The organism is Gemmata algarum (assembly GCF_034097035.1).
GTDB classification, from domain to species: domain Bacteria; phylum Planctomycetota; class Planctomycetia; order Gemmatales; family Gemmataceae; genus Gemmata; species Gemmata algarum.
Map to the genome: position 1 here is coordinate 1 of NZ_JAXBLV010000176.1, position 20539 is coordinate 20539.

Here is a 20539-nt window from a genome sequence, read left to right on the forward strand (position 1 = left end):
ACCCGTTGCCCCCGTCCATCACCGCCACCACACGCCCGGCGCGTCCGAACCCGCGGGCGACGGCCACACGCCGCAGACGCGCCGCCACCTCGTCGAGATCCCAGCCGCTGACGTACTCGGTGTGCTCCTTGTCCGGTGTGTATAGCACCCCCACGTACATCATCCGCCACTCCGCCTTTCTCGCGTCGGGCTGCTGCATCGGCACGCTGAACGCGTCCAACCCGACGTATCCGACCGACCCGTTCCCGTCGGGGCGTGTGAAGTCCCACGGGTTGCCGGTCGGCATCGGGAGAATAACCCCGTCGGTGTCGGCGAGCAGATCGGCGCCGGCGCGTTCCGTGGCCGCCCAGACGGGACCGGCCGACAGGCGGATACCCGCGAACCGACGCAGGATGTCGTCGGCCGCGTCGGTGAAGGAGGCGAGGGTGCCGGCCAGGGTCGCCAACGGACGCAAGGTGGGGCTGAGCCGGTCGTCGCGCAGGCCCAACGGTTCATCGGCCGGGTAGTGTCCGCGGGCGCAGTCGCGGCAGTGGTAGTAGGCGCGGGTGAACTCGACGTGGCCGGTGAGGGTCAGAACGCGGCGCGGGCGGTGGGAGTGGAAGCGGGCGTCGGATTGGCAGTGGGGACAGACGACGCTGGATCCGGTATAGCCCCCTTTTTGCGCCCGTCGGCTGCGACCTGCTGGGCCGCGGTCGCGAGGTCGTGGGCGGCGTCGCGGAGGTCGGTCTCGACGGCGCGGAAGAGTTCGGCGTCGGGCCGATCGACGAGCGCCTCGGCCATCTTGCGGAGGGCCTCTTCGGCCGCAGGTCGGAGTTGGTCGAGCGTGGCCTGGATGCGTGCCTCGCGGTCGGCGGTGCCATTAATGGCAGACCTCCGGGTGCAAGAGCCGATGGGGTTACGAGTTCGGGATTCCCCAGCCAGGCTACCCGACCCACCCCCATTTCGCAACCACAAATATCGAACAGGGTGTCCCTGTAGATTTTGGCGATGCTCAAGCAGCGGTCCAGAAGTGATGCCAGTCCGGGGTATCAACGACGGCCGCCAATTCCACGAGCGGTCCGACGTGTTCGACCCGCCAGCGCGCGCCGGTGAGCTTCATCCGTCGGTTCACCAGCTGCTTAATCGAGCCCTCAATGAGGCCACTGCCGATGCTCCGGCCTTTGGCCAGCCGTTCCGCGTACCCCAGGCGCGTCGGGTGCGCGCCGAGGTAACCGGCCAGGTCCCTCAGCGGGTCCCCGTCGGCTCCCGGTGGCCGTTCGCCGAATCGGTCGGCGATCCACCGCTCGATCCCCGCTTTCCCGTCCGCGACCACGGCCAACAGCCCGCTCTGCCGGTGCGCCGTCGCCTCCGCCGTGTCACCCCAGACGGCCTTCACCGCGGTCCCGATGTGCTCGGCCGCGTGGTACACGTCCAGCACACCGGCCGCCTGGGGCAACACATCCGCCGCCAGGTTCCAGATCCACTCGGCGCCGTCACCGAGCACCGTCACGTCCGCGCCCGTGGTCACCTTCAGCCGGTCCGCCTCGGCCCGCACCCGCACCGCGAACGCACCGACCTCCTCGACGTTCGCGACCACGGTGCGAATGGTCGGGGGCGGCAACACGCGGTCCCCCCATTTCGCGGGTGCCGCCGGTTCGCCGGGCTTCCGCTTACCGATCGCGCACACCTTGACGTCCCGCCACCCGGTCGTGGTGTTCACCTTACCGGCGTCGATCTGAACCTCGACCGCGCCGGCGGCGGCGGTGAACCGGCGGTCGTCGGTGCGGGCGCCCCGTGAGGCGCTCAGGCGACGGGCCGTTGCGTGGGTGCGCTGGCGGATCAGCTCGTCGTCCAGTTCCCAGCCGGCGAGCTCGCGCAACATCACCTGGGCTCGCGCGAACGCGTCCCGCGCGCCGGCGAGCACCGCCATCCGCTGTGCCGCCGCCGTCACGTACCCGTCGACGCCCAGAACGGCATCGGCCGGGAACGCTCCGCCGTCGGTGGTGACGGCGTACTGACGGAACAGGCGGACGCGCCCCAGCGCGGTCAGGAGCCACCGCGGGCGCCGCCCCTTGAGCCGCGCGCCGACTTTTTTTGAGCGTCGGTGGTGTTGGCCCGATCCTGAACGGCGGAAGCCAACGTGTCCCGGACCAGCCGGCGCCCCGAGTCGAGGGCGACGCGCTCACACGCGCCCAGGACCGTGCCGTCGGGCGCGGTCGCGGCGACCTGCCGCATCTGCGTCAGGAACGCCACCGCTTGTTCCAGAATCAGCCGCTCGCTCTCGGTCCGGTATTCGATGGTCAGCGTCGGCATCCGTGCCTCGGGGGTAGTTCGGGGGTTAGTAGCCTAACCGCTATAGGCTGCCAAAATCTATAGGGGCACCCTATCGAACACACCCAACTCGTCGGGTGTAGGACCGGCTTTGCGTCTGGTCGGTGTCAGGCTATCTTGACTGGTGGCAAATCCCTCTCGCAGTTTGGCCCAAGTGCAAGGCAGGACAGCCGATGGCGAAACGCAAACTAACGCCCGAGCAATTGGCGGCGGTAGAAGAGCTCGCCAAGCAGTGGGGCAAAATTGTCGCCAAGAGTACCTATAGTCCGAGCGGGCCGGGACTCGATGTGGACTTCGATGAGATGGAGCAAATCGCCGCGGCCGCCACACGAGGACTCGCACGAGGGACGCTCGAACACCTCGTACAGCAACAGGCCCAGCAACTCCCTGCCGAGCTACCTTGTCCCACCTGCCAGAAGCTTTGTCCGGCCCAAACGCGACCGCGCCCGGTTGTCGCACGCGGGGCCACCATCGCGCTCCAAGAACCGGTCGCTCACTGTCCCGCGTGTCGCCGGGACTTTTTCCCCCCAAAGGACCAATCTCAAACTTGATGCCCACGGGTACAGTCCCTCCGTACTCGCCAAGATCGTCCATGCCGGTGCCGTGCTCCCGTCGTTCGACTTGGCCGCCAAAACGCTCCGCCTCTTGGCCGACGTGTCGATCAGTGGTCGGCACGTCGGGCGCCTGACCGAGACCATCGGTGCCGAGTTGGTCGCCACACGCGACGCGCGCGCCGAAGCTCATCGCCTCCGTGACCTCGAGGCACAAGTTCCCAACGCGCCTTGCGTGGTGGCCGTTGAGATCGACGGGGGGCGCTACCAGCGCCGCGCCGAGGGGTTGGGGTGCGGGGTGCGCGACCCGCACTGGCGCGAGGACAAGGTCGCGTGCCTGGTCACGCTCACCAGCGCAACGCACGACCTCGCCCCACAACCGGAACCGCCCGCGTGCTTCCTCGACCGCACGCACGTCGCGAACATGACCGCGTGCTCAAACGCTTGCGCGCCCGCAATTCCGGGCGAGTCCCCTGAATCGAAGAGCGCCCCCGAACCCGACGTGATCGCCTGGCAACCGGAGCGCGTGGTGCGCACGTGCGTGGCCACGACACGCGACAGCGAGGCGTTCGGGCGCCTGGTGGGTGCGGAAGCGAACGCGCGAAACTTCGAGGCGGCGAGTCGTCGCGCGTTCGTGAGTGACGGCCAGGCGTACAACTGGTCGATCCAGAAGCGCTGGTTCGGGGAGTACGTGGCGGTGTTGGACTTCATCCACGTGCTGGGTTACGTGTGGCAAGCGACGCGCGCGAGCGGGGGCACCGACGCCGAGCAGTGGAGCCGGTACGTGCGTTGGATGCGCGGTTGCTGGCAGGGTCGGGTGTCGGAGGTGCTCGTGGAAATGGATCGCGAGCAAGAACGGATCGGCCAACCACCGGAGGACGCAGAGGACACGGACGTGCGTGTGGTGCTGAGTCGCGCGCGTGGGTACTTGCGGAACAACGTGGATCGGATGAAGTACCCGGAGTATCGGAAAGCGGGTTTGCCGGTGACCAGTTCGTGGGTCGAGTCGTTGATCAAGGAGATCAACTACCGGGTCAAGGGAACCGAGAAGTTCTGGAACGAACAAGGAGCCGAGTGCGTGCTGGCGGTGCGCGCCGCCGTGCTCAGCGACGACGAACGACTCACCAAACACCTTGCCGCAAGACCCGGGTCCCCGTTCCAACGACGAACCGCGGCCTGATTACAAAGCCGGTCCTACACCCCCCCTCGTCGGTCCGTGGGCTCACGGCTCCATTGCGATACGCGCGGCGGTCGGATAGGTTCATCGTCAACATCACGGGAACCCGCCATGCCGCACCTCCGCACGTTCGTCTCCCGCCGGCGCTTCTTGAGAACCGCGGGGGCGACGCCTCTCGCACTCGCGTGCGACGGGTGCCCCGCCCTGGCGCAGGAGAAACAACCGACGACGCCACTCGGGCCGCTCAACCGCTTTCCGCGGACCGTGCAGGAGTGGTGCGTCGAACAGGTGCGGGCCGCCGAGTCGCGGGGGAACGAGGTCCGCGCGAAGATCGCAACGAAAGCCGACGCGGAAGCCTACGTTCGCGACGTGCGGGCCAGGGTCGCCCGGTGCTTCGGCCCGTTCCCGGAGAAGACGCCCCTCAACGCGCGCGTCACCGGTCAACTCGAACGAGACGCTTACACGGTTGAGAAGGTGATCTTCGAGAGCCGCCCCGGGTTCCATGTGACGGCCAACCTGTACGTCCCGCGCGCCGCGAAGCAGGGCAAGAAGCTCCCGGGCGTCGTCGGCTCGTGCGGGCACGCGCACAACGGGAAAGCGGAACCCGCGTACCAGTCGTTCAGCCAAGGGCTGGCGCGGATGGGGTACGTCGTTCTCATCTTCGACCCTATCGGGCAGGGCGAGCGGTCGCAGTACCCGCACGTCGAGAAGCCCGATCGCCCCGGAGTCGGGGTCGGTGAGCACCTGCTCGCCGGGAATCAGCAGTTCCTCGTCGGCGAGTTCTTCGGGAGCTGGCGCGCGTGGGACGGCGTCCGCGCGCTCGATTACCTCCTGTCGCGACCGGAGGTCGATTCAAGGCACGTTGGGATCACCGGAAACAGCGGCGGCGGGACGATGACCGCGTGGCTGTGCGGGGTGGAACCGCGGTGGACGATGGCCGCACCGGCGTGCTTCGTGACGACGTTCCGCCGCAACCTCGAGAACGAGTTGCCTGCGGACACCGAGCAGTGCCCGCCGCGCGTCCTCGCGCTCGGGTTGGACCACGCGGACTTCCTCGCGTGCATGGCCCCCAAACCCGTTGTGATACTCGCGAAAGAGAAGGACTACTTTGATGTCCGCGGTGCGGAAGAGGCGTTCGCGCGACTGCGGCGCCTGTACCAGCTGCTCGGCGCGGAAGAGAACGTGAAATTGCACATCGGGCCGACCGGGCACGGGTACAGCATCGAGAACCGTGAAGCCATGTACCAGTGGTTCAACACGGCGACCGGTGCGTCTGACGTGAAGAGCGAACCGAAGCTGGTCGTCGAGAAAGAAGAGGACCTCTATGCGGCCCCCAAGGGGCAGGTGAGCGAGTTGAAGGCCCGCACGGTGTTCTCGTTCACCGCTGCAACGGCGCGGCAACTCGAAGACGCCCGGCGCGTCAGACCGGGGCCGGGGCCGGGGGCACTCGCGAAACGGGTGCGCGATGCGCTCTGCCTACCCGCTTCCGACCGCGCACCGGACTACCGCATCCTCCGCCCGGTGACGGGCCGCAAGTATCCGAAACCGTTCGCGACCGCTTACGCCCTCGAAACGGAGAAGCCGGCGGTCGCGGTGGTGTACCGGCTTGATGATCAGCAGCACCTTGCTCGCCCACCGAAGAACACCGGCGGCGCGACCTTATACGTTTCGCACCACTCCGCGGACGCGGAACTGCGTGACGAACCGCTGCTCGCGGAGCTGGTGAACGCGGAGCCGAAAACAGCGTTCTACGCGTGTGATGTCCGTGGGGTGGGCGAGTCGCGGCCGGACACCTGTGGCGGGACGAACCAGTTCCTCGCCGCTTACGGCAGCGACTACTTCTACGCCGCTCATGGCGTCATGCTGGACCGGCCCTACGTCGGACAAAAAACGTTCGACGTACTTTGCGTCCTTGAGTGGCTCAAGGACGTCGGCCACAAGGAGGTTCACCTCGTCGCGAAGGGGTGGGGAGCGGTCCCGGCGACGTTCGCCGCGCTGCTCTCGGAACGGGTCACGCGGGTGACCTTGAAGAACGCGCTCACGAGCTACGCCGATGTCGCGCGAGCGGAACAATACGTGTGGCCGCTGTCGTGCTTCGTGCCCGGCGTGCTGCGGTCGTTCGACCTGCCCGACTGCTACGCCGCCCTCGCGGCGAAGAAGCTCCGGTTGATTGACCCGTGGGGCGCGAACGGGAAGCCGAAATAAGGCCGACACCCGCCCGCTTTACACCAGCGGCGTGCGTGTGTTCGCCGCCGACTCCATCTGCTTGCGGAGGTCGGCGAAGTATGCGGACAGCTCGTCGGCCGACTTGACCTTGCCGCGCGAGCAGGAGCCGGTCGAGCACCCGCCCTTTTCGCCCCCGGTGCCGCACGACGAGCACCCGCCGCCGCCGGACCCGCACCCCGGCTTGCCGCACCCGCCGGACGCTTCTTTCGGGTCGTTCGCGACCGGCGCGCGGGACAGGTCGAGCAGACGAACGGTGAGCCCGAACCGTGCGGAGAGGTCTTCGAACAGGGGCGTGGCGTCGCAGGCGCCCCAGGCGAGCCCGTGGAGAATCAGGTGGTCGTCGAGCGTGAGTTCCGCGTCCACGAACGTGACGGGCAGCGCGCGGCTTGCGGCCGCTTCGTTCGCCGTTTCGAGCAACTCGCCCTCGCGCGGGGCGAACCGCGCGGCGCGGGCGCAGTCGTCGGGAGTGGCTGTCCGGAGGAGCCGGCCTTCGACGGGGAGCGCCGGGGAGAACGGCTCGCCGGGCTCACACAGCACCAGCCCGCACTCGACCCCGCGCGGCGAGTGGACGACCACGCGGGTGCCGCGCGCGGCGGGACCGTCGGCCGTGAACCGGCCGACGAACCCCGACTTGCCGAACTGAACCAGGGTGGAAGTCACTTGGCGTCCTGTTCGAAGCCGAAGAACTCGCGCATGTTCTTGTCGTACTCGCCCTGACCGCCCTCGGAGCTGAGGTCCAGGCGCAGCTCGTTCACGACCTTGACGCTGAGATCCTTGAGCCACAGCGTCCAGCACGCGGAGCAGATCTCTTGGTGGATGCGCAGCCCGATCGCGTCGGGCACGGGCGGCTTGTCGAGCTGGCGGGCGCGCTTGCCCTCCATGCACCCGGGCCGCTCGCACCGGAAGCCGGTGCCCGGCCCGTCGTCGTCCGCCGGCGCCGCGGCCTGCTTCTTCGGAACCGGGGCGCCGAGCTGCTCGAGGTGCTTGGCCATCGCGTCGCGGGGCACGCGGTCGCCCCGGTCGTCGGCCACGGACCAGCCCTTGGTAAACACCTCGATCGCCTCGGCCTTGCGGTCGAGCTTCAACAGGCTCTCACCGAGGAACTTGAACGCCGTGGAAAATTCCGGGGTGATTTCGAGCGTGCGACGGAAACACTTCGCCGCTTCCTCGGCCTGCCCGTCTTCAAGCAGGAACTGCCCGAGACGGTAGTGGGCCAAGTCGTTCTCGGGGTCCTCTTGGGCCATGTTCCGGAAGCGCGCGATCTGGTCGGCGAGGTTGTTCATCGGGAGCCTGCGGGTGAAACGAGATGAGGGCATTGTACGCGCCGCCGCTCGCTTCGGTCGATTACCGGAAGGCCGAATGTCGTAAGTCGGGAACGGCTCGAGGGCGCTCCCGGTTTACGACACTCGGTTCCCTACCCGGAAGCTCAGTTCGCCGGGCTCACCGTGACCGGCAGCTTGTACGCCGACGTCTTCTTCGACACGCGATCGGTCGCGGTGATTTCGACGGTGAACTTGCCCGGTCGGTTCATGAACACCGGGAACTGGAGCGCGAACGCGCCGTCGGCGTCCTTCACCGGTTGCGGGGCCTTGGCGTCCTGAATGTGCTTCCGCGGGGTGGTCAGCAGCGGGGCGCCCTTGTCGTCGAGGAGCTGGCACACGACCTCGACGTCCGGCTGCTTGGTCTTGGGGTCGCGCTCGAAGCTGGCGATGCTGAACTGCACGTAGACCGTCTGCCCCACCTGCCCGCTGGTCGGGGCGGACAGCTCGCCGCGCTGGTCGTGCGTGGTGTACACCGCCACCACCCCGAAGTCCTTTTTCGTCACCTCGAACTTCAGGTTCATGCTGCCGGTCGCTTTGGTTTTCGAGTCGGTGACTGACAGCTTGCAGGTGTACTCGCCGGCGGGCTGGTCGAGGCCGATGGTGACGAACGCCCGAGCGGGCAACTTGTTGCCGCGCAGCGGCACGAACTCGGTCAGCTCGCGGGGCTCGACCTTCGGCTCGCTCGGCGGCGGTAGGATGCGGGCGCCGGCCGCGTTCACCACCTCCATCGCCATCGTGTAACGCGCGAGCCCCTCGCCGTCGATGGTGATGCCTTCGATGTCGTACGCGATGAACAGCACGTCGCCGGGGAGGATCTTGGACACCTCGCGGGTCGGCCCGAGTTCGCCCACGGTGGTGCGCACGTTGGCGAGCTTCAGTTCACCGGCCGGCTGCGCCGTCGGCTGGGGCGCGAGGGCCGTCAACAGGGCGATCGCGATCATGACCGTCATGGCTCAGGGTCTCCTGTGGGTTGAGAGGGCGGGACACCGCTACCGGCGATAACACCGTATTCTCTCCGCCGTCGACGGCCCCGACCAGTGGGACCCGGTTTCGGCCCTTACGGTCACTTCTGCTCGGGGTACACGTCGGGCAGTACGTTGCGTCGCAGTTGCGCCGCCGGCTCCTTTTTGGGCCGCGGCTCCTCTTGTTGTTCCAGTTTCTCCAGCTCCACACCGAACTTGACCACGTACTTGAGGTTCGCGATCGCGACCGTGTCGTTCGGGAGCAGCGCGGCGCGGCGCACACGCTGCCCGTTCACCCGGGTGCCGTTCGTGCTGCCCAGGTCGCGCAACAGGAGCAACCCGTCCGTCTTCACGACGACGCAGTGCAACTTCGAAACGCTCTTGTGGTCGAGGCGCATGTCGCAGTCTTCGTCCCGACCGAAGAGCGTCATGTCCTTGACCAAATCGATGGACGGGCCGCCGTCGGCGGACACCAACCGGGCGCGCATATCGGGTCACCCTGGCGGTTCGGATGCGTTACCGAGCATTCTCTCTCGCGACCGCCACCGGTACAAGGGGGGCGGCGCCCGCAAATTCGTGGCTCGCCCGCGGTCGGCGGTACGGTTGACACGGTCGCGCGGCACAACGGTTGCAATAGGTCGTGGGTATCGCCCGTACTCCGCACCCAGGAACGAGCCACGTGAGCACCTCACCGATACCGACCCCACCCGGCCCGGACGTGCCGACCCGACCGCACCCACAGCCGCGACCGAGTGACCCGGTACCGACCGTCCCCCCGGATGTCACGCCGGCGCAACCCGGAACCGCCCCTGAAGGCCCGGCGCTGCCGTACCCTGTGAATCCGCCGTCACCACCACCGGCGCCAACCGTCCCGCCGACCTGGGGTTGAGGTGATTCTTGACGCCTGCCACCCAACATTTTTCGATACCGCCGCAGCCGATAGTGGGTTAGAATTTCACCGCACTCTCCGTTCGTGCCCTCTCACCGCCCAAATTCATGTGATCGTGACCGCGAGGCGCCTCGCGGCGGGCCGAGAACAGGACCTCGCTCATGGTGATGCGGAACAGGAACGACGGTGCCGACGCGCGCCGGTGGTGGGACGACCTCCCGCCCCGGGTCCGCACGCGGGTCGCGTCCCCCGAGACCGAAACATACGAACAACCGGCGCCCGACACGGAACGGCTGTTCTCGCCGGGCGAGTTGGTCCGCGATCTGTCTCGCCTTGCGTTGCTGTTCTTCGTCATCGTCGTGGCGAACATGTTGTTCCTCGTGCTCGTGCTCGCGCTTCTGCACACCTGACGGCCGACACCCATTCGGACCCCGCTCTGATGCTCCGCACAAGCCTCACGTTCGTCGCATTCATCGTTGCTCCCGCCGTTCTCGCGGATCCGCCGAAACCGGCCGAGCAGAAGTTCTGTCCGGTGATGACCAAGGACGAAATCGACCCGGTCTATTCGAAGTACGAAACCTACAAGGGCGTAAAGATCTACCTGTGCTGCGACACGTGCGTGGCGAAGTACCGTCGCGACCCGGCCGCGTACCTCGACCCGAAGTTCATTCCGGCACTTGCCGGGGTTGAACTGCCCAAACGCGGTATCGAGCAACAGTTCTGCCCCGTCTACCGCGACAAAAAGGTCTCTGAAAAAGACCCGTCGGCGATGTACAAAGGGGTGAAGGTGTACTTCTACAACGCCACCGCAAAAGAGAAATTCGAGAAAGATCCCGAACGGTACGCAGAGCCGGCCGTCCTGCCACAACTGCCGAAGAGGAAGTAAGGAACGGGGCGGGGAGCTGAGGACATCCGAACGCGCAATAGCACCCCACTTTCGGTACAGATTCTCCACTCGCCGTTCCCGCGCTTCACCCCACGTTCCGCTCGCTTCACTCCCCGCTCTTCCGGCCGCGCCGTATGCTCGTCCCTGCGCCCCACCGCTCCCGGAGGACTTCGCATGTGTCGCTTGTTGCTCCTTCCGCTTGCTCTCGCCACCCTCACGCTCATGACCGCCGACACTTCCGCCGCCGAAAAGGACGCCCGCGTGTACGAGATGCGGGTGTACTACGCGCCCCCGGGCAAGCTCGACGCCCTCAACGCCCGGTTCAAGAACCACACGCTCAAGATGTTCGAGAAGCACGGGCTGACCAACGTCGGCTACTTCGTGCCGGTCGATAACAAGGAAAACAAGCTCGTCTATTTCATCTCCGCGCCGAGCAAGGCTGCCCGCGACAAAGCGCTCCAGGCGATGGGCGCCGACGCGGACTGGAAGAAGGCCGTTGCGGAGAGCGAGAAGGACGGCAAACTGGTGAGCAAGATGGAATCGCGGTTCCTGACCGCCACCGAGTACTCGCCGCTGCTCAAGGTCGAGAAGGGGACCGAGGAGCGGGTGTTCGAGCTGCGCACCTACACCGCGACGAAGGGCAACTTGGGGCACCTCAACGACCGGTTCAAGAACCATACGATCAAGCTGTTCGCGAAGCACGGCATGACGAACCTGATCTACTGGAACGTGCTGGCGGGCGAGAAGGGGGCCGACGACACCCTGATTTACCTGCTCGCGCACAAGAGCAAGGAGGCGGCCGCGAAGTCGTTCGACGCCTTCCGCAAGGACCCCGACTGGCTCGCGGCCCGCAAGGCCAGCGAAGAGAAGGGCGGGGGCAGTTTGACGGCCGAAAAGAACGGCGTGGTGTCGGAGTTCTTGGTTCCGACCGACTACTCGCCGCTGAAGTGACGGCCGCTTCCGTACCGTGTCAACGGCGGTGCGTTGGCCGCTACAACTCGGCGACACGAGACGCTGCCACGCGGTTTTTCTCGCGTGGTAGTTCCGGAAGTCCACATCACGCCTTTTCCCAGCCAAACGGAGCGGTTGATCCCGCGCGTTCGTCCGGGAAGTGAATCCACTCACGCACATCGCTGTGGACATAAATTATTCCCAGGCTGGATGTTGCAACGTACCGCGCGGTTGCCGTTCGAGCAGGCTCCGATGGCTGCTGCGAACCGTTATCCGCGTTCCGAGCTGTGATTCGTGGGTAGCGACCGCCCAGCGAATTGCCAGCCCGTGACCAGTCAGGCGGTAGCGGATGTCTAGTCGGTGCCCCCGCGGTTGCTATCCCGACGCCACTGTAACCCCCGTTACAGCGGCGTCGGGGCCAGAAGCGACTCCGTACGCCGATTTCTGCCCGCAGGCCGCCAGTTCACATGTGAGCCGTCCGCAGTTGTAAAGTGCTCGGCAGGTGCAAAACGACCCGGCTCGGGGGCACAACAGTTCTGGTAGCCAAGGCGGCGGGTGTAGGTCACCACCCGCACCAGCACCCGCTTGTGCCCGCGGATGGTGGCCGCCAACTCGTCCCGCTCCTGCGCGGTGTGCGAGCGGATCAGCCGCGCGAACGGGAAGTGGTACGTCACGTTCCTGAACCGCAGCGCCGGGATCGGTTCCGTCATACAACTGCTCCTCCGCCGGTGCGGCGCGCTCGACACGGCCGCTACTCAACCAATGACACCGGGTCCGCTCGCCCTGCCCCGCTCCTGTGGTCACCCCCCGGTCACCCGGTTGGCTAGGGGGTGTGGCCGCCGTAAGTCCTTGCTGCTGCTGCTCGGGTCACCCCTGGTTACCCTGTTTCCTGTTTTTGTCCGTCGAACACCGTGTCACCGGTCTAACGTGTCGCAGGTGTAACGTGGTCCGGCGCTCGTTACACACGCGCCAGGTGGCGCCGGAGTGTTACGGGGGTAGGGAGGGGGTGACCGGGGGTGACCGGGCGGTCCCGGCGCGACATGCGCACGCGGGGCGAAGACCCACCCCCAACCCCTCCCTGAAGGGAGGGGAGCAAAGGCAACCTACCCCCCCCGGCCCCCTCGGCGTGCTCGCTGGCCCGGTCAGCGGAGCTTCCGTGGGCCGGCGGAAGGGAGGGGGTGGCGCGGGGAACGTTGGTCCCGGGGCGAGATGCGCGCGCCACGCTTCGTGGGTACGTTACCGTAGGCGGTCGCGGGGCTGGAGCGCGGGCGTCTCGCCCGCTTCCGCTTCGCGGGTCTCGCACCGTCGGCGGTGGTACGCCCTCTGTGGAGCGCGGGCGTCCCGCCCGCCTCCGCTTCGCGTATCGTGTCGCGATGCGCGCGACCGCCTCCGGCGCAACATGCGCGAAGCGAAAGCGGGCGAGACGCCCGCGCTCCAGCTCCGTGGCCCGCATCGCCGCACCACGCGCGAAGCGGTAGCGCCTCGCGCGCTCTTTACGCACCGGGACCAACGTTCCCGGCGCCACCCCCTCCCTTCAGGGAGGGGGCCGGGGGGTGGGTCGCCCCGCGCGCGCTTTACGCACCGGGACCAACGTTCCCGGCGCCACCCCCCTCCCTTCAGGGAGGGGGCCGGGGGGTAGGTTGTCTTCGGGGTCGGGGGCATCTTCACAGGCCGAGCGCCTTACCGCGGATTCGGATCTGGTGGCGCTCGGTGCCGAGCGGCCCGTGTGCCCGAACATATGGCCGCTACCCTCACTGATGGCAGCGACTCTGTGTCGGTTCGGCAACCGGCCGCGACTACGCCCAGCCGAACGGCGTCAGCGGCCCACGGGCGACGGCCGGGGAAGTTCCGGTCCGGTGAATGGCACCGGCGGCTCGCTCACCTTGACGTGAATGTCCTTAAACGTTGCGTCGAGTTCATTTGGCGTCACGTTGATCGTGGCGCCGCGGAACCCGGCTTTTTCGAGTTTCGCACGGCCATCTTCAATTGCGGAGTGTTTCAGCACTTGGCCTGCATGGAAGTCGAGCAGTTCGAGAATCTTCCCGTCCGGTGTCTTGACGTTACCTTCGATGAGAATGCGCCCCACGCGGTCCGGCTCGGGGGCTTTCGGAGCGACACCGAGCTTCTGCATCCGCTCGGTTTGTTGTTGGAGCTTCTTGCGGAGCGCCTCGGTCAGCTCCTTTTCGCGCTTCGCCAGTTCGGTCTGTTGGACGCGGAGCTGTTCGAGTTCGGTGAGCAGGTCGTCGACCGTCTTTTCAGTCTGCGGCGGAGGCACGGGCGCTGCCGGCGGCACGATCTGCGGCGAGGGGGCCGATCCCGGGCCTCCGGGAGCGATGGCCGGGGGCGCGATGGTCGGGTACTTCTCCTGAGCAAGTGCCGCTCCGGGCACGATTGCCAGGGCGATCGATACGAGCAGGATTCGCACGCGCATGGTCCCTCCGTGGAAGCTGGGACCAGAACTTAGTCGTATTGAAGCAAGACGGTCAAGACCGAACCGGACCGGTCATCCGCCGAACGGGTCGGGGTTGTCGTCGAACCGCTCCAGGTCGCGGTCGGACCAGCCGAAGTGGTGCGCGATCTCGTGGACCACCGTTTTGCGGATCTCGATTTCCAGCTCGCGCGGGTCGGGGAAGTCGTCTTCGAGCGGGTTGCGGAAGATGATGATGCGGTTCGGGTTCTCTAGCATATCGCTGGCGCTGGCCCCTTCCAGCGGCATGAAGTAGCCGTACAGCGAGTCGCCCGCCTCGATCTCCTCGTCGGTGAACCCGGCTTCGCGGAGGAACTCGTCGGACGGGTCGTCTTCCACGTCCACGACGACGTTATCGAGGTGCCGCTTGATCTCCTCCGGCAGGGACTCGATCGCGCGGCGCACCACGGCGGCGAACTTCTTCATGCTCATGCCCATACCGTTATGCTCGCGGGCGGGCCGGGCCGCGTCAACGGCCGGCTGGCGCAACGCGACCTACCCCGGCACCTCGCCTGCCACGAACACGGCCGCCGCGCCGAACTTCCTCTGAAGCGCCGCCCGGCTCTCGGCCCCCAAACCGTCGCGGTCGAGGACCAGGGCCGTGAGGTCCGGCGGGACCGGCGCGTTCAGCAGGTGCCGCACCCCGGCGGGTGAGAGCGTGTTGTTCCGCAAATCCGCTTCCACCAGTCCGTGCCACCACCGCGCCTGCGTGACGTGACGGACCCCCTTATCCCCCAGATGGCACGAGTGGAGGTTGATCGCGCGCAAGGCCGGCAGCGCGTGCGACAGCGACAGCAGCCGGCTCGACCGCGGGCTGAGCGGGTTGAGGCTGAGGTCGAGCCGCTTCAAGTTCATCAGCCCCCCGCTGCGGGCGAACACTTCGAGCCCGTCGCGCGCACCGACCCTCACAAGCGCGAGGTCGCGCACGGTACTCGGGAGCTGTTCGGCCAGCACCCGTATCCCGTCCCCGCCCAGCGGTTCGCTGGCGAGGTGCAGTTCCTCCAGTTCCGACGCGACCGGCCCGGCGAACAGTTGCCGCAGGTGCTCTGCGGTGATTCCCATGTTCGAGAACGACAGCCGGGCGAACGGCCCGCCGGTGTTGAGCGCGTCCACAAGCGCGCTGAGGGACTCGTACCCGGTGTGGAAATGGAGCCCGCGCGCCGTGTGCCCCAGCGGCGAGCGGAACAGGTCTTCGATCACCTCTGGCATCCCGGCCCCGCTCGCCCGGCCGAAGTACAGGTCCGTGATCCCGGCCGCGGCGGGGCGGTCGCGGAGCGCGAACAGGGGCTCAATGGGGCTGGTGGCGAACGCGACCTCGCGGAACCGCGTCACGCGCTCCGACGCCGCGATCCGGCGCCAGTCGTCGAGGGCCGTGGGCCAGAACATGAGCCGGCCGATCGGCTGCCGGTCGAACAGGGGCTCCGCGAGCGTGTCCCAGAGGGCCGGCATGTGGACCCGGAGGGACCACCCGAGCCCGCGGCGGAACGGCGTGTCCCCCCACGCCAGCGCCGACCCTTCGAGCTTCGGGAGGGTGCCGCGGAACGGGGCGCCGCTGACGACGTGCGGGGCGTGCCACCGGCACCACACCGCGAACGGCTCCCACGGCGGCGTCTGCGCCAGCCGGATCTGGTCCCGGATGAACGCCGCGCGGGCCGCCTCGTCGTGCTCTTCGAGGTAATCGGCGAAGACGAGCCGCGGCGTGTCCTCGTCGGGCTGCGCGCAGATCGCGCTCAGGAGTGCGTCGCGGTCAGACATGGCAGCATCTTATATCCGTGGGTCAGATCCGCACCCGGTCGCCCATCTTCTCTTTGAGCAACTCCAGCACCTCGGCCGACGCCGGCGAACCGGTCAGGTCCAGCAGCACGAGCGTCCCGAGCAGCGGGGACTCGAGCAGCGCGCGGACGCCCTCGTCGCCGACCATGCAGTACGACAGGTTCAGGTACAGCAGTCCGGCGAAATGCGGCGACCGGAACAGCGCGGCCGAACCGGCGTTGCCGATCGGGTTGTACGCGAGGTCCAGCACCCGCAGGTTACTCCCCTCGTGGCACGCCGCCAGTTCCGCCGCCAGCGCCGCGCTCACGTGGTTCCGCCGGTACCCCAGCCGCTCCAGCCGGCTGAGCGTCAGAGAGGTCGCGAGCCGCCGGAGCCCGTCCGCGCCGGGCGCCGTCTCGCTCAGGTCCAACTTGCGCAACCGTTCGAGTGGCAGCAGGGCGACGGCCTCGTGCCCCGCCCGCCCGATCGGGTTGACGGCCAGCACGAGCCGCTCCAGGCCTTCGGCCGCAGACGAGGTGAGCAGCCGCTGAAGGTGCGACCCGGACAGCCCGGACTCTGCGAGGCCCAGCTCACGGAGCCGCACCGGGTGCGCGATCTGGGCGAAACTGTTGACGAACGCCCCACCGGCCCACTGCCGGCCGTCCAGGTCGAGGCGCGTGAGCCGCGCCAGGAACTCGGACCGGGTGAGAACCGGGAGCGCCGCGCTCGTCAGCCCGTCGCTCCCGGCGCTGAACCACCCGATCCCGACCGCGTGCGGGGACTCCACCAGCAACTGAAGAGCGGCCGGAGTCAGGTGCGTCTGGCGGATGTGCAGGCCCGCGAGCCGGGCCAAGTGCGGCGAACGCGTGAGGGCCGCCCAATGCGCGTCCGGGTTAGCGAACGTGAGCACGCCCCCGGGCACCTGCGGCAGCACTCGGTCCGCGTTGGCCAGAAGCTCGCTCGGGCGCAGCCGGACCCACCACGGGAACCCGCGCTTCAGCACCCCGCCGGCGCGCTCCGGGGTCAGCACCTCCGGCGTGTGGGTCACGCGGACCCACGGCTCCTGCTCGCGCCGCGGCTTCTCGATCAGCTCCCACCGGAGGCGCTCCGGGTCGCACTCGGCGCGCGCGGACATCCCGATGTCGTCGCGAATGAAGCGCGCCCGGGCGTGGGCGTCGGTCGGGATCGGGAACGTGCCCGCGTGCTCGTCGAGCCAGTCCGCGAAGGCGAGCCGCGGGGTGTCTTCTTCGGGCTGGGCACAGATCGCGCTCAGGAGGGCGGCGCGGTCGGACATCGGGCCTCTCAAAGAGTTTCGGGATCGCCCCGTCGCGGGCCGCAATTGTAGCCGCCCGCGCGGGGCGGCGTCGATCGACGTTTCGCGCCGCCCCGGCGGTCACCCGCGGACCGGGGTGGGGTACTCGCCGGGCACGGCCGTGCGCTCGAGCCGCCGCCCCTCGCGCAGCACCGCCACCTTCGCGGGCATCCCGACCGGCAACTGGGTCAGCGCCCGGTGCAGGTCGTCCACGCTCGCGACGGGCCGGTCGCCGAACCCGATGATGATGTCGTCGATCCACAGCCCCGCGTTCTGGGCCGGGCCGTCCTCTTCGAGCATCAGGATCTCGACGCCGCTCTTCTGCTCCAGGCCGAACTTCGTGCGCAGCTCCGGCGCGACCGGCACCTGTCGGGCGTGCAGCCCGAGGTACCCGCGGATCACCCGCCCGTGCTTCAGCAACTGCGGAAGGATCGTCTTCGCGGTGTTGACCGGTACGGCGAAGCAGATACCTTGCGCCGGCTGAATCACCGCGGTGTTGATCCCGATCACCCGCCCGTGCGAATCGACGAGCGGCCCGCCGCTGTTGCCGGGGTTCAGCGCCGCGTCGGTCTGGATGACGTTATCGACCAGGTGCCCCGACACGCTCCGGAGCGTGCGCCCGAGCGCGGAAATCACGCCCGCGGTGACGGTGGACTCGAACCCGAGCGGGCTGCCGATCGCCACCGCGAGCTGTCCGACCTTGATCCGGGCCGAATCGCCCAGTTGCGCGAACGGGAGCGCCGTGCCCTCGGCCTGCACCACGGCGAGGTCGGTCCACGGGTCGTTGCCGACCACCCGCCCGGCCATTTCGGTCCCGTCGCTGAGCCGCACCCGCACCTTGTCGTGCCCCTGAACGACGTGGTGGTTGGTGAGCAGGAACCCGTCCGGGGCGAACAGCACGCCTGACCCGCTGCCGCCCCGCTCGCCGCGGCCGACGCGCAGGTTCACCACCGCCGGGCGCAGCTTGTCCGCGACGCCCACAACGGCCCGCGAGAACGCATCGAGCACGTCCTCGGGTTCGGGGACCGATTCGCCCTTGGGCCGCTCCGGCGCGCCCGCCTCCTCGCCGCCGTTCGTAACGAAGTGCTGCCAGAACCGAGACATGGTCGTCACCTTTCGTTCGGGTGACCAATTCTACGCTCGCAGGGCAACAGACAGCCGTGCCCCGTTCTCCCTCCCTCAAAGAATGCCGTCGAGAAATGGGGCCGCGTGGTCCCCGTGCGTCGATTGTGCCGTTCGGGTCCGAGTACCGCACGCCCGACGCACCCGAAAGACCGGTCGAACCTCCCGTGCTCCAACATCAGCCTCTGTTCCCGGGTGCGGCCTCAAAACCACGGCCCTGTCACTTCTGAGCGGCCAACGCTTCGGTGAAGAATTTCACGACCGGTGACACGTCCTTCAGCCCGTGCGGGTGGTGGTCCTGACCCGGTTTCACGACCCGCTCGACCGGCCCGCCGAGCGCCTTGTACCGGTCGTACACCAGCTCCGAGTTCTCGACGTGCGGCACCACGGCGTCCTTGTCCCCGTACACCAGGAGCAGCGGGATTTTGGCCTTCGCCAGCGGGGCCAGGTTGTCCACCGGGTTCAGCTTGTACTTCAGCGCATCGTCGTCGGTCTTGAAGTCGTAGGCCGCCAGCATCTTTTTCCACTCGGCATCCGACCCGGGGGCCGCTCCGAACTTCTTCGGCTTGCCGCCGGGCCAGCTCTTGAAGTCGCACACCGCGTTGTCCAGGTACACCGCCAGGGTCTTGTCCGGGTGTGCGGCCGCCCAGTTCATGCAGTACAGCCCGCCCCGCGACAGCCCGATGAGCCCGGGCTTCGGGTGCAATCCGTACTCCTTCACCAGCGCCTCGTGAAACGCTTCCCACTGCTTCACCGCCTTCGGCGCGCCGAACAGGTCGGGCACCTTCAGGTACGCCAGGTGCCACCCGGCCTTCACGAGCGCCGCGTCGGCGTCGGCGAACGCGCCGAAGAACTCGCCACGCCACACCCACGGGCGCCCCGGGAGCGGTTTCTCCGGTGCGACCACCGTCGCGTCCAGAGTGCCGACCTTGAAGTCGTGGCGGGTGAACCCCTGCCACTTTGTCGGCGCCCCCGGGAACGGCTTCGGGTCCGCGCCGCGCGCCGGCGCGGCCGGTACGAGGGTGAGAACGAGAACGAACGCAAGGTGGCGCATGAATGACTCCGGGAGAGCTATCGTTCGTACAGTTCGAGCGGAAGCCCGTCGGGATCGGCGAAGAAAGTGAACCGCTTCCCGGTGTACTCGTCCACCCGGATCGGCTCCACCTTCACGCCGTGCGCCCCGAGGTGCGCGACCGCGGCGGCGAGGTCGGCGACGACAAGCGCCAGGTGCCGCAACCCGCACGCCTCCGGGTAGCTCGGCCGCGGCGGCGGGTTCGGGAAGCTGAACAGCTCGATCTGTGTGCCGTCCGGCAACCGAAGGTCGAGCTTGTACGAGCCGCGCGACTCGCGGAACACCTCCGACACCACCGCCAGCCCGAGCACTTCGGTGTAGAAGTGCTTCGAGCGCGGGTAGTCCGAGCAGATGACCGCGACGTGGTGCGTGCCGAGCAAGATGGCCATGCGGTTCCCGGGTGCGGGGGCGTCCACGCGCCGGCGGCGCGCGTTGCGGTGCTGTGCCGCGCGTCAGCTTTTCGGTGACAGCCCGCACGCGCGGAGGAGCGTCTCCTGCACGGCCAGGTCGTGTTCGGGCGGGAAGTCGTGCGGCTTCTCACCGCGGATCACGCGGGCCATGTCGGCGGCGTCGCCCACGTACCGCGCGTACTTCGGGAACGTCACCTCCTGCGTGCCCTTCTTGTACCCGTCGCGCGCCTGGGACAGCGACACCCGCGCCGCCGGGTTGTCGAGCGGCTGGATGTGGAACGTGCCCTCCGTTCCGCACACGACGAGGTGCCGCCGGTCGCCGCCCTCCACCTCCAGCGCGCTGGACTTCACGCTGGCGATGGCCCGCGGGTAGCTCAGCACCGCCAACATGTTGTCGAGCAGGCCGTCCTCGAGTTTGGCGGCGTGCGTGCGGAACCCGGCGACCTCGTTCGGCCGGCCCAGCACGCCGACGACCAGATCGAGCACGTGACAGCCGAGTTCGAACATCATCCCGCCGGGGTACTCGGCGTGCTCCTTCCGCTGGGCCGGCGGCACCACCTTACTCATCACCGCGTGGACCTCGAACACCTCGCCCAGCCACCCCTTCTTGAGGAACTCGCGGAGCAGTACCACCGCCGGGTTGTAGCGGTACATGTAGCCCATTTGCACCACGAGCTTCTGCTTCGTCGCGGCGTCGAGGACGCGCTTGAGGTGCGGAAGCGACTCGCCGGCGGGTTTGTCGATGTGAACGTGTATCCCGGCGCGCACGCACGCCTCGGCGTTGTCGAGCAGGTCGCGGATGCGCGTCTCCACCAGCACCGCTTGCAGACCCGGCGTGGCCAGCAGTTGTTCGCGTGTGAGCCACTTGAGCCCGCGGTACGCGGGCGTGTTCTCGGCCCGCTTGCGCAGCGCCTCATCGGGCTCAACGATCCCGACCACCTCGTAGTCCGGTGAGTCGCGGTACACGGACAGCTTGGTGGCGTGCGCGTGGGCGACCCCGATCTGCCCGATCTTGATCGGCTTCGCACCCGCCTTGGGAGCGTCCGCACGGGCGGCGGCGGTCCCGCCGAGGACGGCCGCTGTGCCGAGGTGCGTCAGGGCGTCGCGTCGGGAGGGTGCTGCCATGATGT

Annotated in this window: 21 protein-coding genes and 1 pseudogene; 5 read left to right on the forward strand and 17 right to left on the reverse strand. The window is 68.1% G+C overall.

The window, feature by feature from the left end:
* The 4 genes and pseudogenes from R5W23_RS13770 to R5W23_RS13785 all read right to left on the reverse strand — a co-directional run.
* A pseudogene (locus tag R5W23_RS13770) lies at positions 1 to 574 on the reverse strand (hypothetical protein); the annotation flags it as partial.
* Positions 571 to 780 carry a hypothetical protein gene (locus tag R5W23_RS13775; RefSeq protein ID WP_320686804.1) on the reverse strand — a complete coding sequence of 70 codons (210 nt, stop codon included), beginning with the start codon at positions 778 to 780 and terminating at the stop codon, positions 571 to 573. The pseudogene R5W23_RS13770 and the gene R5W23_RS13775, both read right to left, overlap by 4 nt.
* Positions 781 to 991: 211 nt before the next feature.
* Complete coding sequence (locus tag R5W23_RS13780) at positions 992 to 1930, reverse strand: ISKra4 family transposase (protein WP_320686805.1); 939 nt, start codon at positions 1928 to 1930, stop codon at positions 992 to 994.
* 95 nt (positions 1931 to 2025) lie between these two features.
* Positions 2026 to 2292, reverse strand: a complete 267-nt coding sequence (locus R5W23_RS13785; RefSeq protein WP_320686806.1) for a hypothetical protein — start codon at positions 2290 to 2292, stop codon at positions 2026 to 2028.
* 621 nt (positions 2293 to 2913) lie between these two features.
* Here R5W23_RS13785 and R5W23_RS13790 point away from each other — a divergent pair.
* Positions 2914 to 4041: a LysR family transcriptional regulator gene (locus R5W23_RS13790; protein WP_320686807.1), complete on the forward strand. Its 1128-nt coding sequence runs from the start codon at positions 2914 to 2916 to the stop codon at positions 4039 to 4041.
* A 108-nt stretch (positions 4042 to 4149) separates the two neighbouring features.
* The gene (locus tag R5W23_RS13795) at positions 4150 to 6243 is read left to right on the forward strand and encodes an alpha/beta hydrolase family protein (RefSeq protein WP_320686808.1); all 2094 of its coding nucleotides are present in this window, start codon (positions 4150 to 4152) and stop codon (positions 6241 to 6243) included.
* Positions 6244 to 6261: 18 nt separating this feature from the next.
* Here R5W23_RS13795 and R5W23_RS13800 read toward each other — a convergent pair whose 3' ends face one another.
* The 4 genes from R5W23_RS13800 to R5W23_RS13815 form a co-directional block, all read right to left on the reverse strand.
* Positions 6262 to 6924 (reverse strand): hypothetical protein, encoded by a 663-nt coding sequence (locus tag R5W23_RS13800; RefSeq protein ID WP_261185088.1) that lies wholly within the window; start codon positions 6922 to 6924, stop codon positions 6262 to 6264.
* Positions 6921 to 7547 carry a Fe(2+)-trafficking protein gene (locus R5W23_RS13805; protein WP_320686809.1) on the reverse strand — a complete coding sequence of 209 codons (627 nt, stop codon included), beginning with the start codon at positions 7545 to 7547 and terminating at the stop codon, positions 6921 to 6923. The genes R5W23_RS13800 and R5W23_RS13805 overlap by 4 nt, the downstream gene beginning before the upstream one ends.
* 143 nt (positions 7548 to 7690) lie before the next feature.
* Positions 7691 to 8536, reverse strand: a complete 846-nt coding sequence (locus R5W23_RS13810; protein WP_261185086.1) for a hypothetical protein — start codon at positions 8534 to 8536, stop codon at positions 7691 to 7693.
* 113 nt (positions 8537 to 8649) lie between these two features.
* Positions 8650 to 9036, reverse strand: a complete 387-nt coding sequence (locus tag R5W23_RS13815; protein WP_261185084.1) for an FHA domain-containing protein — start codon at positions 9034 to 9036, stop codon at positions 8650 to 8652.
* A gap of 562 nt (positions 9037 to 9598) precedes the next feature.
* Here R5W23_RS13815 and R5W23_RS13820 point away from each other — a divergent pair.
* The 3 genes from R5W23_RS13820 to R5W23_RS13830 all read left to right on the forward strand — a co-directional run bounded on the left by R5W23_RS13820 (position 9599) and on the right by R5W23_RS13830 (position 11274).
* Entirely contained in the window at positions 9599 to 9847 is a 249-nt protein-coding gene (locus R5W23_RS13820; RefSeq protein ID WP_320686810.1) for a hypothetical protein, read from the forward strand.
* Positions 9848 to 9876: 29 nt separating this feature from the next.
* Positions 9877 to 10323 carry a hypothetical protein gene (locus tag R5W23_RS13825; RefSeq protein ID WP_261185081.1) on the forward strand — a complete coding sequence of 149 codons (447 nt, stop codon included), beginning with the start codon at positions 9877 to 9879 and terminating at the stop codon, positions 10321 to 10323.
* A gap of 174 nt (positions 10324 to 10497) precedes the next feature.
* Positions 10498 to 11274, forward strand: coding sequence for an NIPSNAP family protein (locus R5W23_RS13830; protein ID WP_320686811.1), 777 nt, complete (start codon positions 10498 to 10500; stop codon positions 11272 to 11274).
* A gap of 401 nt (positions 11275 to 11675) precedes the next feature.
* Here the strand turns inward: R5W23_RS13830 and R5W23_RS13835 are convergent, their stop codons facing one another.
* The 9 genes from R5W23_RS13835 to R5W23_RS13875 form a co-directional block, all read right to left on the reverse strand.
* On the reverse strand, positions 11676 to 11984 hold the full coding sequence (locus tag R5W23_RS13835; protein WP_320686812.1) for a hypothetical protein: 309 nt from the start codon (positions 11982 to 11984) through the stop codon (positions 11676 to 11678).
* 1106 nt (positions 11985 to 13090) lie between these two features.
* Positions 13091 to 13705 carry a POTRA domain-containing protein gene (locus R5W23_RS13840; protein ID WP_320686813.1) on the reverse strand — a complete coding sequence of 205 codons (615 nt, stop codon included), beginning with the start codon at positions 13703 to 13705 and terminating at the stop codon, positions 13091 to 13093.
* A 72-nt stretch (positions 13706 to 13777) separates the two neighbouring features.
* A complete protein-coding gene (locus R5W23_RS13845) occupies positions 13778 to 14179 on the reverse strand; it encodes a metallopeptidase family protein (protein WP_261185076.1) in 402 nt (133 codons plus the stop codon).
* Positions 14180 to 14236: 57 nt separating this feature from the next.
* Positions 14237 to 15496 (reverse strand): TIGR02996 domain-containing protein, encoded by a 1260-nt coding sequence (locus R5W23_RS13850; RefSeq protein ID WP_320686814.1) that lies wholly within the window; start codon positions 15494 to 15496, stop codon positions 14237 to 14239.
* Between the two features lie 22 nt (positions 15497 to 15518).
* A complete protein-coding gene (locus R5W23_RS13855; RefSeq protein ID WP_320686815.1) occupies positions 15519 to 16787 on the reverse strand; it encodes a TIGR02996 domain-containing protein in 1269 nt (422 codons plus the stop codon).
* 99 nt (positions 16788 to 16886) lie between these two features.
* Complete coding sequence (locus R5W23_RS13860; protein WP_320686816.1) at positions 16887 to 17909, reverse strand: S1C family serine protease; 1023 nt, start codon at positions 17907 to 17909, stop codon at positions 16887 to 16889.
* Positions 17910 to 18147: 238 nt separating this feature from the next.
* Positions 18148 to 18981 (reverse strand): alpha/beta hydrolase family protein, encoded by an 834-nt coding sequence (locus tag R5W23_RS13865; RefSeq protein ID WP_320686817.1) that lies wholly within the window; start codon positions 18979 to 18981, stop codon positions 18148 to 18150.
* Between the two features lie 17 nt (positions 18982 to 18998).
* Entirely contained in the window at positions 18999 to 19388 is a 390-nt protein-coding gene (gloA2, locus tag R5W23_RS13870) for an SMU1112c/YaeR family gloxylase I-like metalloprotein (RefSeq protein WP_320686818.1), read from the reverse strand.
* Positions 19389 to 19451: 63 nt separating this feature from the next.
* Positions 19452 to 20534 (reverse strand): Gfo/Idh/MocA family protein, encoded by a 1083-nt coding sequence (locus tag R5W23_RS13875; RefSeq protein WP_320686819.1) that lies wholly within the window; start codon positions 20532 to 20534, stop codon positions 19452 to 19454.
* Positions 20535 to 20539: the final 5 nt, after the last annotated feature.

What these genes read in the sequence shown, in the direction of transcription:
- R5W23_RS13845 (WP_261185076.1), bottom strand. Translation starts at nt 14,179, where the DNA reads ATGGGCATGAGCATGAAGAAGTTCGCCGCCGTGGTGCGCCGCGCGATC.
- gloA2 (WP_320686818.1), bottom strand. Translation starts at nt 19,388, where the DNA reads ATGGCCATCTTGCTCGGCACGCACCACGTCGCGGTCATCTGCTCGGAC.
- R5W23_RS13805 (WP_320686809.1), bottom strand. Translation starts at nt 7,547, where the DNA reads ATGAACAACCTCGCCGACCAGATCGCGCGCTTCCGGAACATGGCCCAA.
- R5W23_RS13810 (WP_261185086.1), bottom strand. Translation starts at nt 8,536, where the DNA reads ATGACGGTCATGATCGCGATCGCCCTGTTGACGGCCCTCGCGCCCCAG.
- R5W23_RS13860 (WP_320686816.1), bottom strand. Translation starts at nt 17,909, where the DNA reads ATGTCTCGGTTCTGGCAGCACTTCGTTACGAACGGCGGCGAGGAGGCG.
- R5W23_RS13825 (WP_261185081.1), top strand. Translation starts at nt 9,877, where the DNA reads ATGCTCCGCACAAGCCTCACGTTCGTCGCATTCATCGTTGCTCCCGCC.
- R5W23_RS13785 (WP_320686806.1), bottom strand. Translation starts at nt 2,292, where the DNA reads ATGCCGACGCTGACCATCGAATACCGGACCGAGAGCGAGCGGCTGATT.
- R5W23_RS13875 (WP_320686819.1), bottom strand. Translation starts at nt 20,534, where the DNA reads ATGGCAGCACCCTCCCGACGCGACGCCCTGACGCACCTCGGCACAGCG.
- R5W23_RS13830 (WP_320686811.1), top strand. Translation starts at nt 10,498, where the DNA reads ATGTGTCGCTTGTTGCTCCTTCCGCTTGCTCTCGCCACCCTCACGCTC.
- R5W23_RS13815 (WP_261185084.1), bottom strand. Translation starts at nt 9,036, where the DNA reads ATGCGCGCCCGGTTGGTGTCCGCCGACGGCGGCCCGTCCATCGATTTG.
- R5W23_RS13820 (WP_320686810.1), top strand. Translation starts at nt 9,599, where the DNA reads ATGGTGATGCGGAACAGGAACGACGGTGCCGACGCGCGCCGGTGGTGG.
- R5W23_RS13775 (WP_320686804.1), bottom strand. Translation starts at nt 780, where the DNA reads ATGGCCGAGGCGCTCGTCGATCGGCCCGACGCCGAACTCTTCCGCGCC.
- R5W23_RS13850 (WP_320686814.1), bottom strand. Translation starts at nt 15,496, where the DNA reads ATGTCTGACCGCGACGCACTCCTGAGCGCGATCTGCGCGCAGCCCGAC.
- R5W23_RS13840 (WP_320686813.1), bottom strand. Translation starts at nt 13,705, where the DNA reads ATGCGCGTGCGAATCCTGCTCGTATCGATCGCCCTGGCAATCGTGCCC.
- R5W23_RS13795 (WP_320686808.1), top strand. Translation starts at nt 4,150, where the DNA reads ATGCCGCACCTCCGCACGTTCGTCTCCCGCCGGCGCTTCTTGAGAACC.
- R5W23_RS13835 (WP_320686812.1), bottom strand. Translation starts at nt 11,984, where the DNA reads ATGACGGAACCGATCCCGGCGCTGCGGTTCAGGAACGTGACGTACCAC.
- R5W23_RS13865 (WP_320686817.1), bottom strand. Translation starts at nt 18,981, where the DNA reads ATGCGCCACCTTGCGTTCGTTCTCGTTCTCACCCTCGTACCGGCCGCG.
- R5W23_RS13855 (WP_320686815.1), bottom strand. Translation starts at nt 16,787, where the DNA reads ATGTCCGACCGCGCCGCCCTCCTGAGCGCGATCTGTGCCCAGCCCGAA.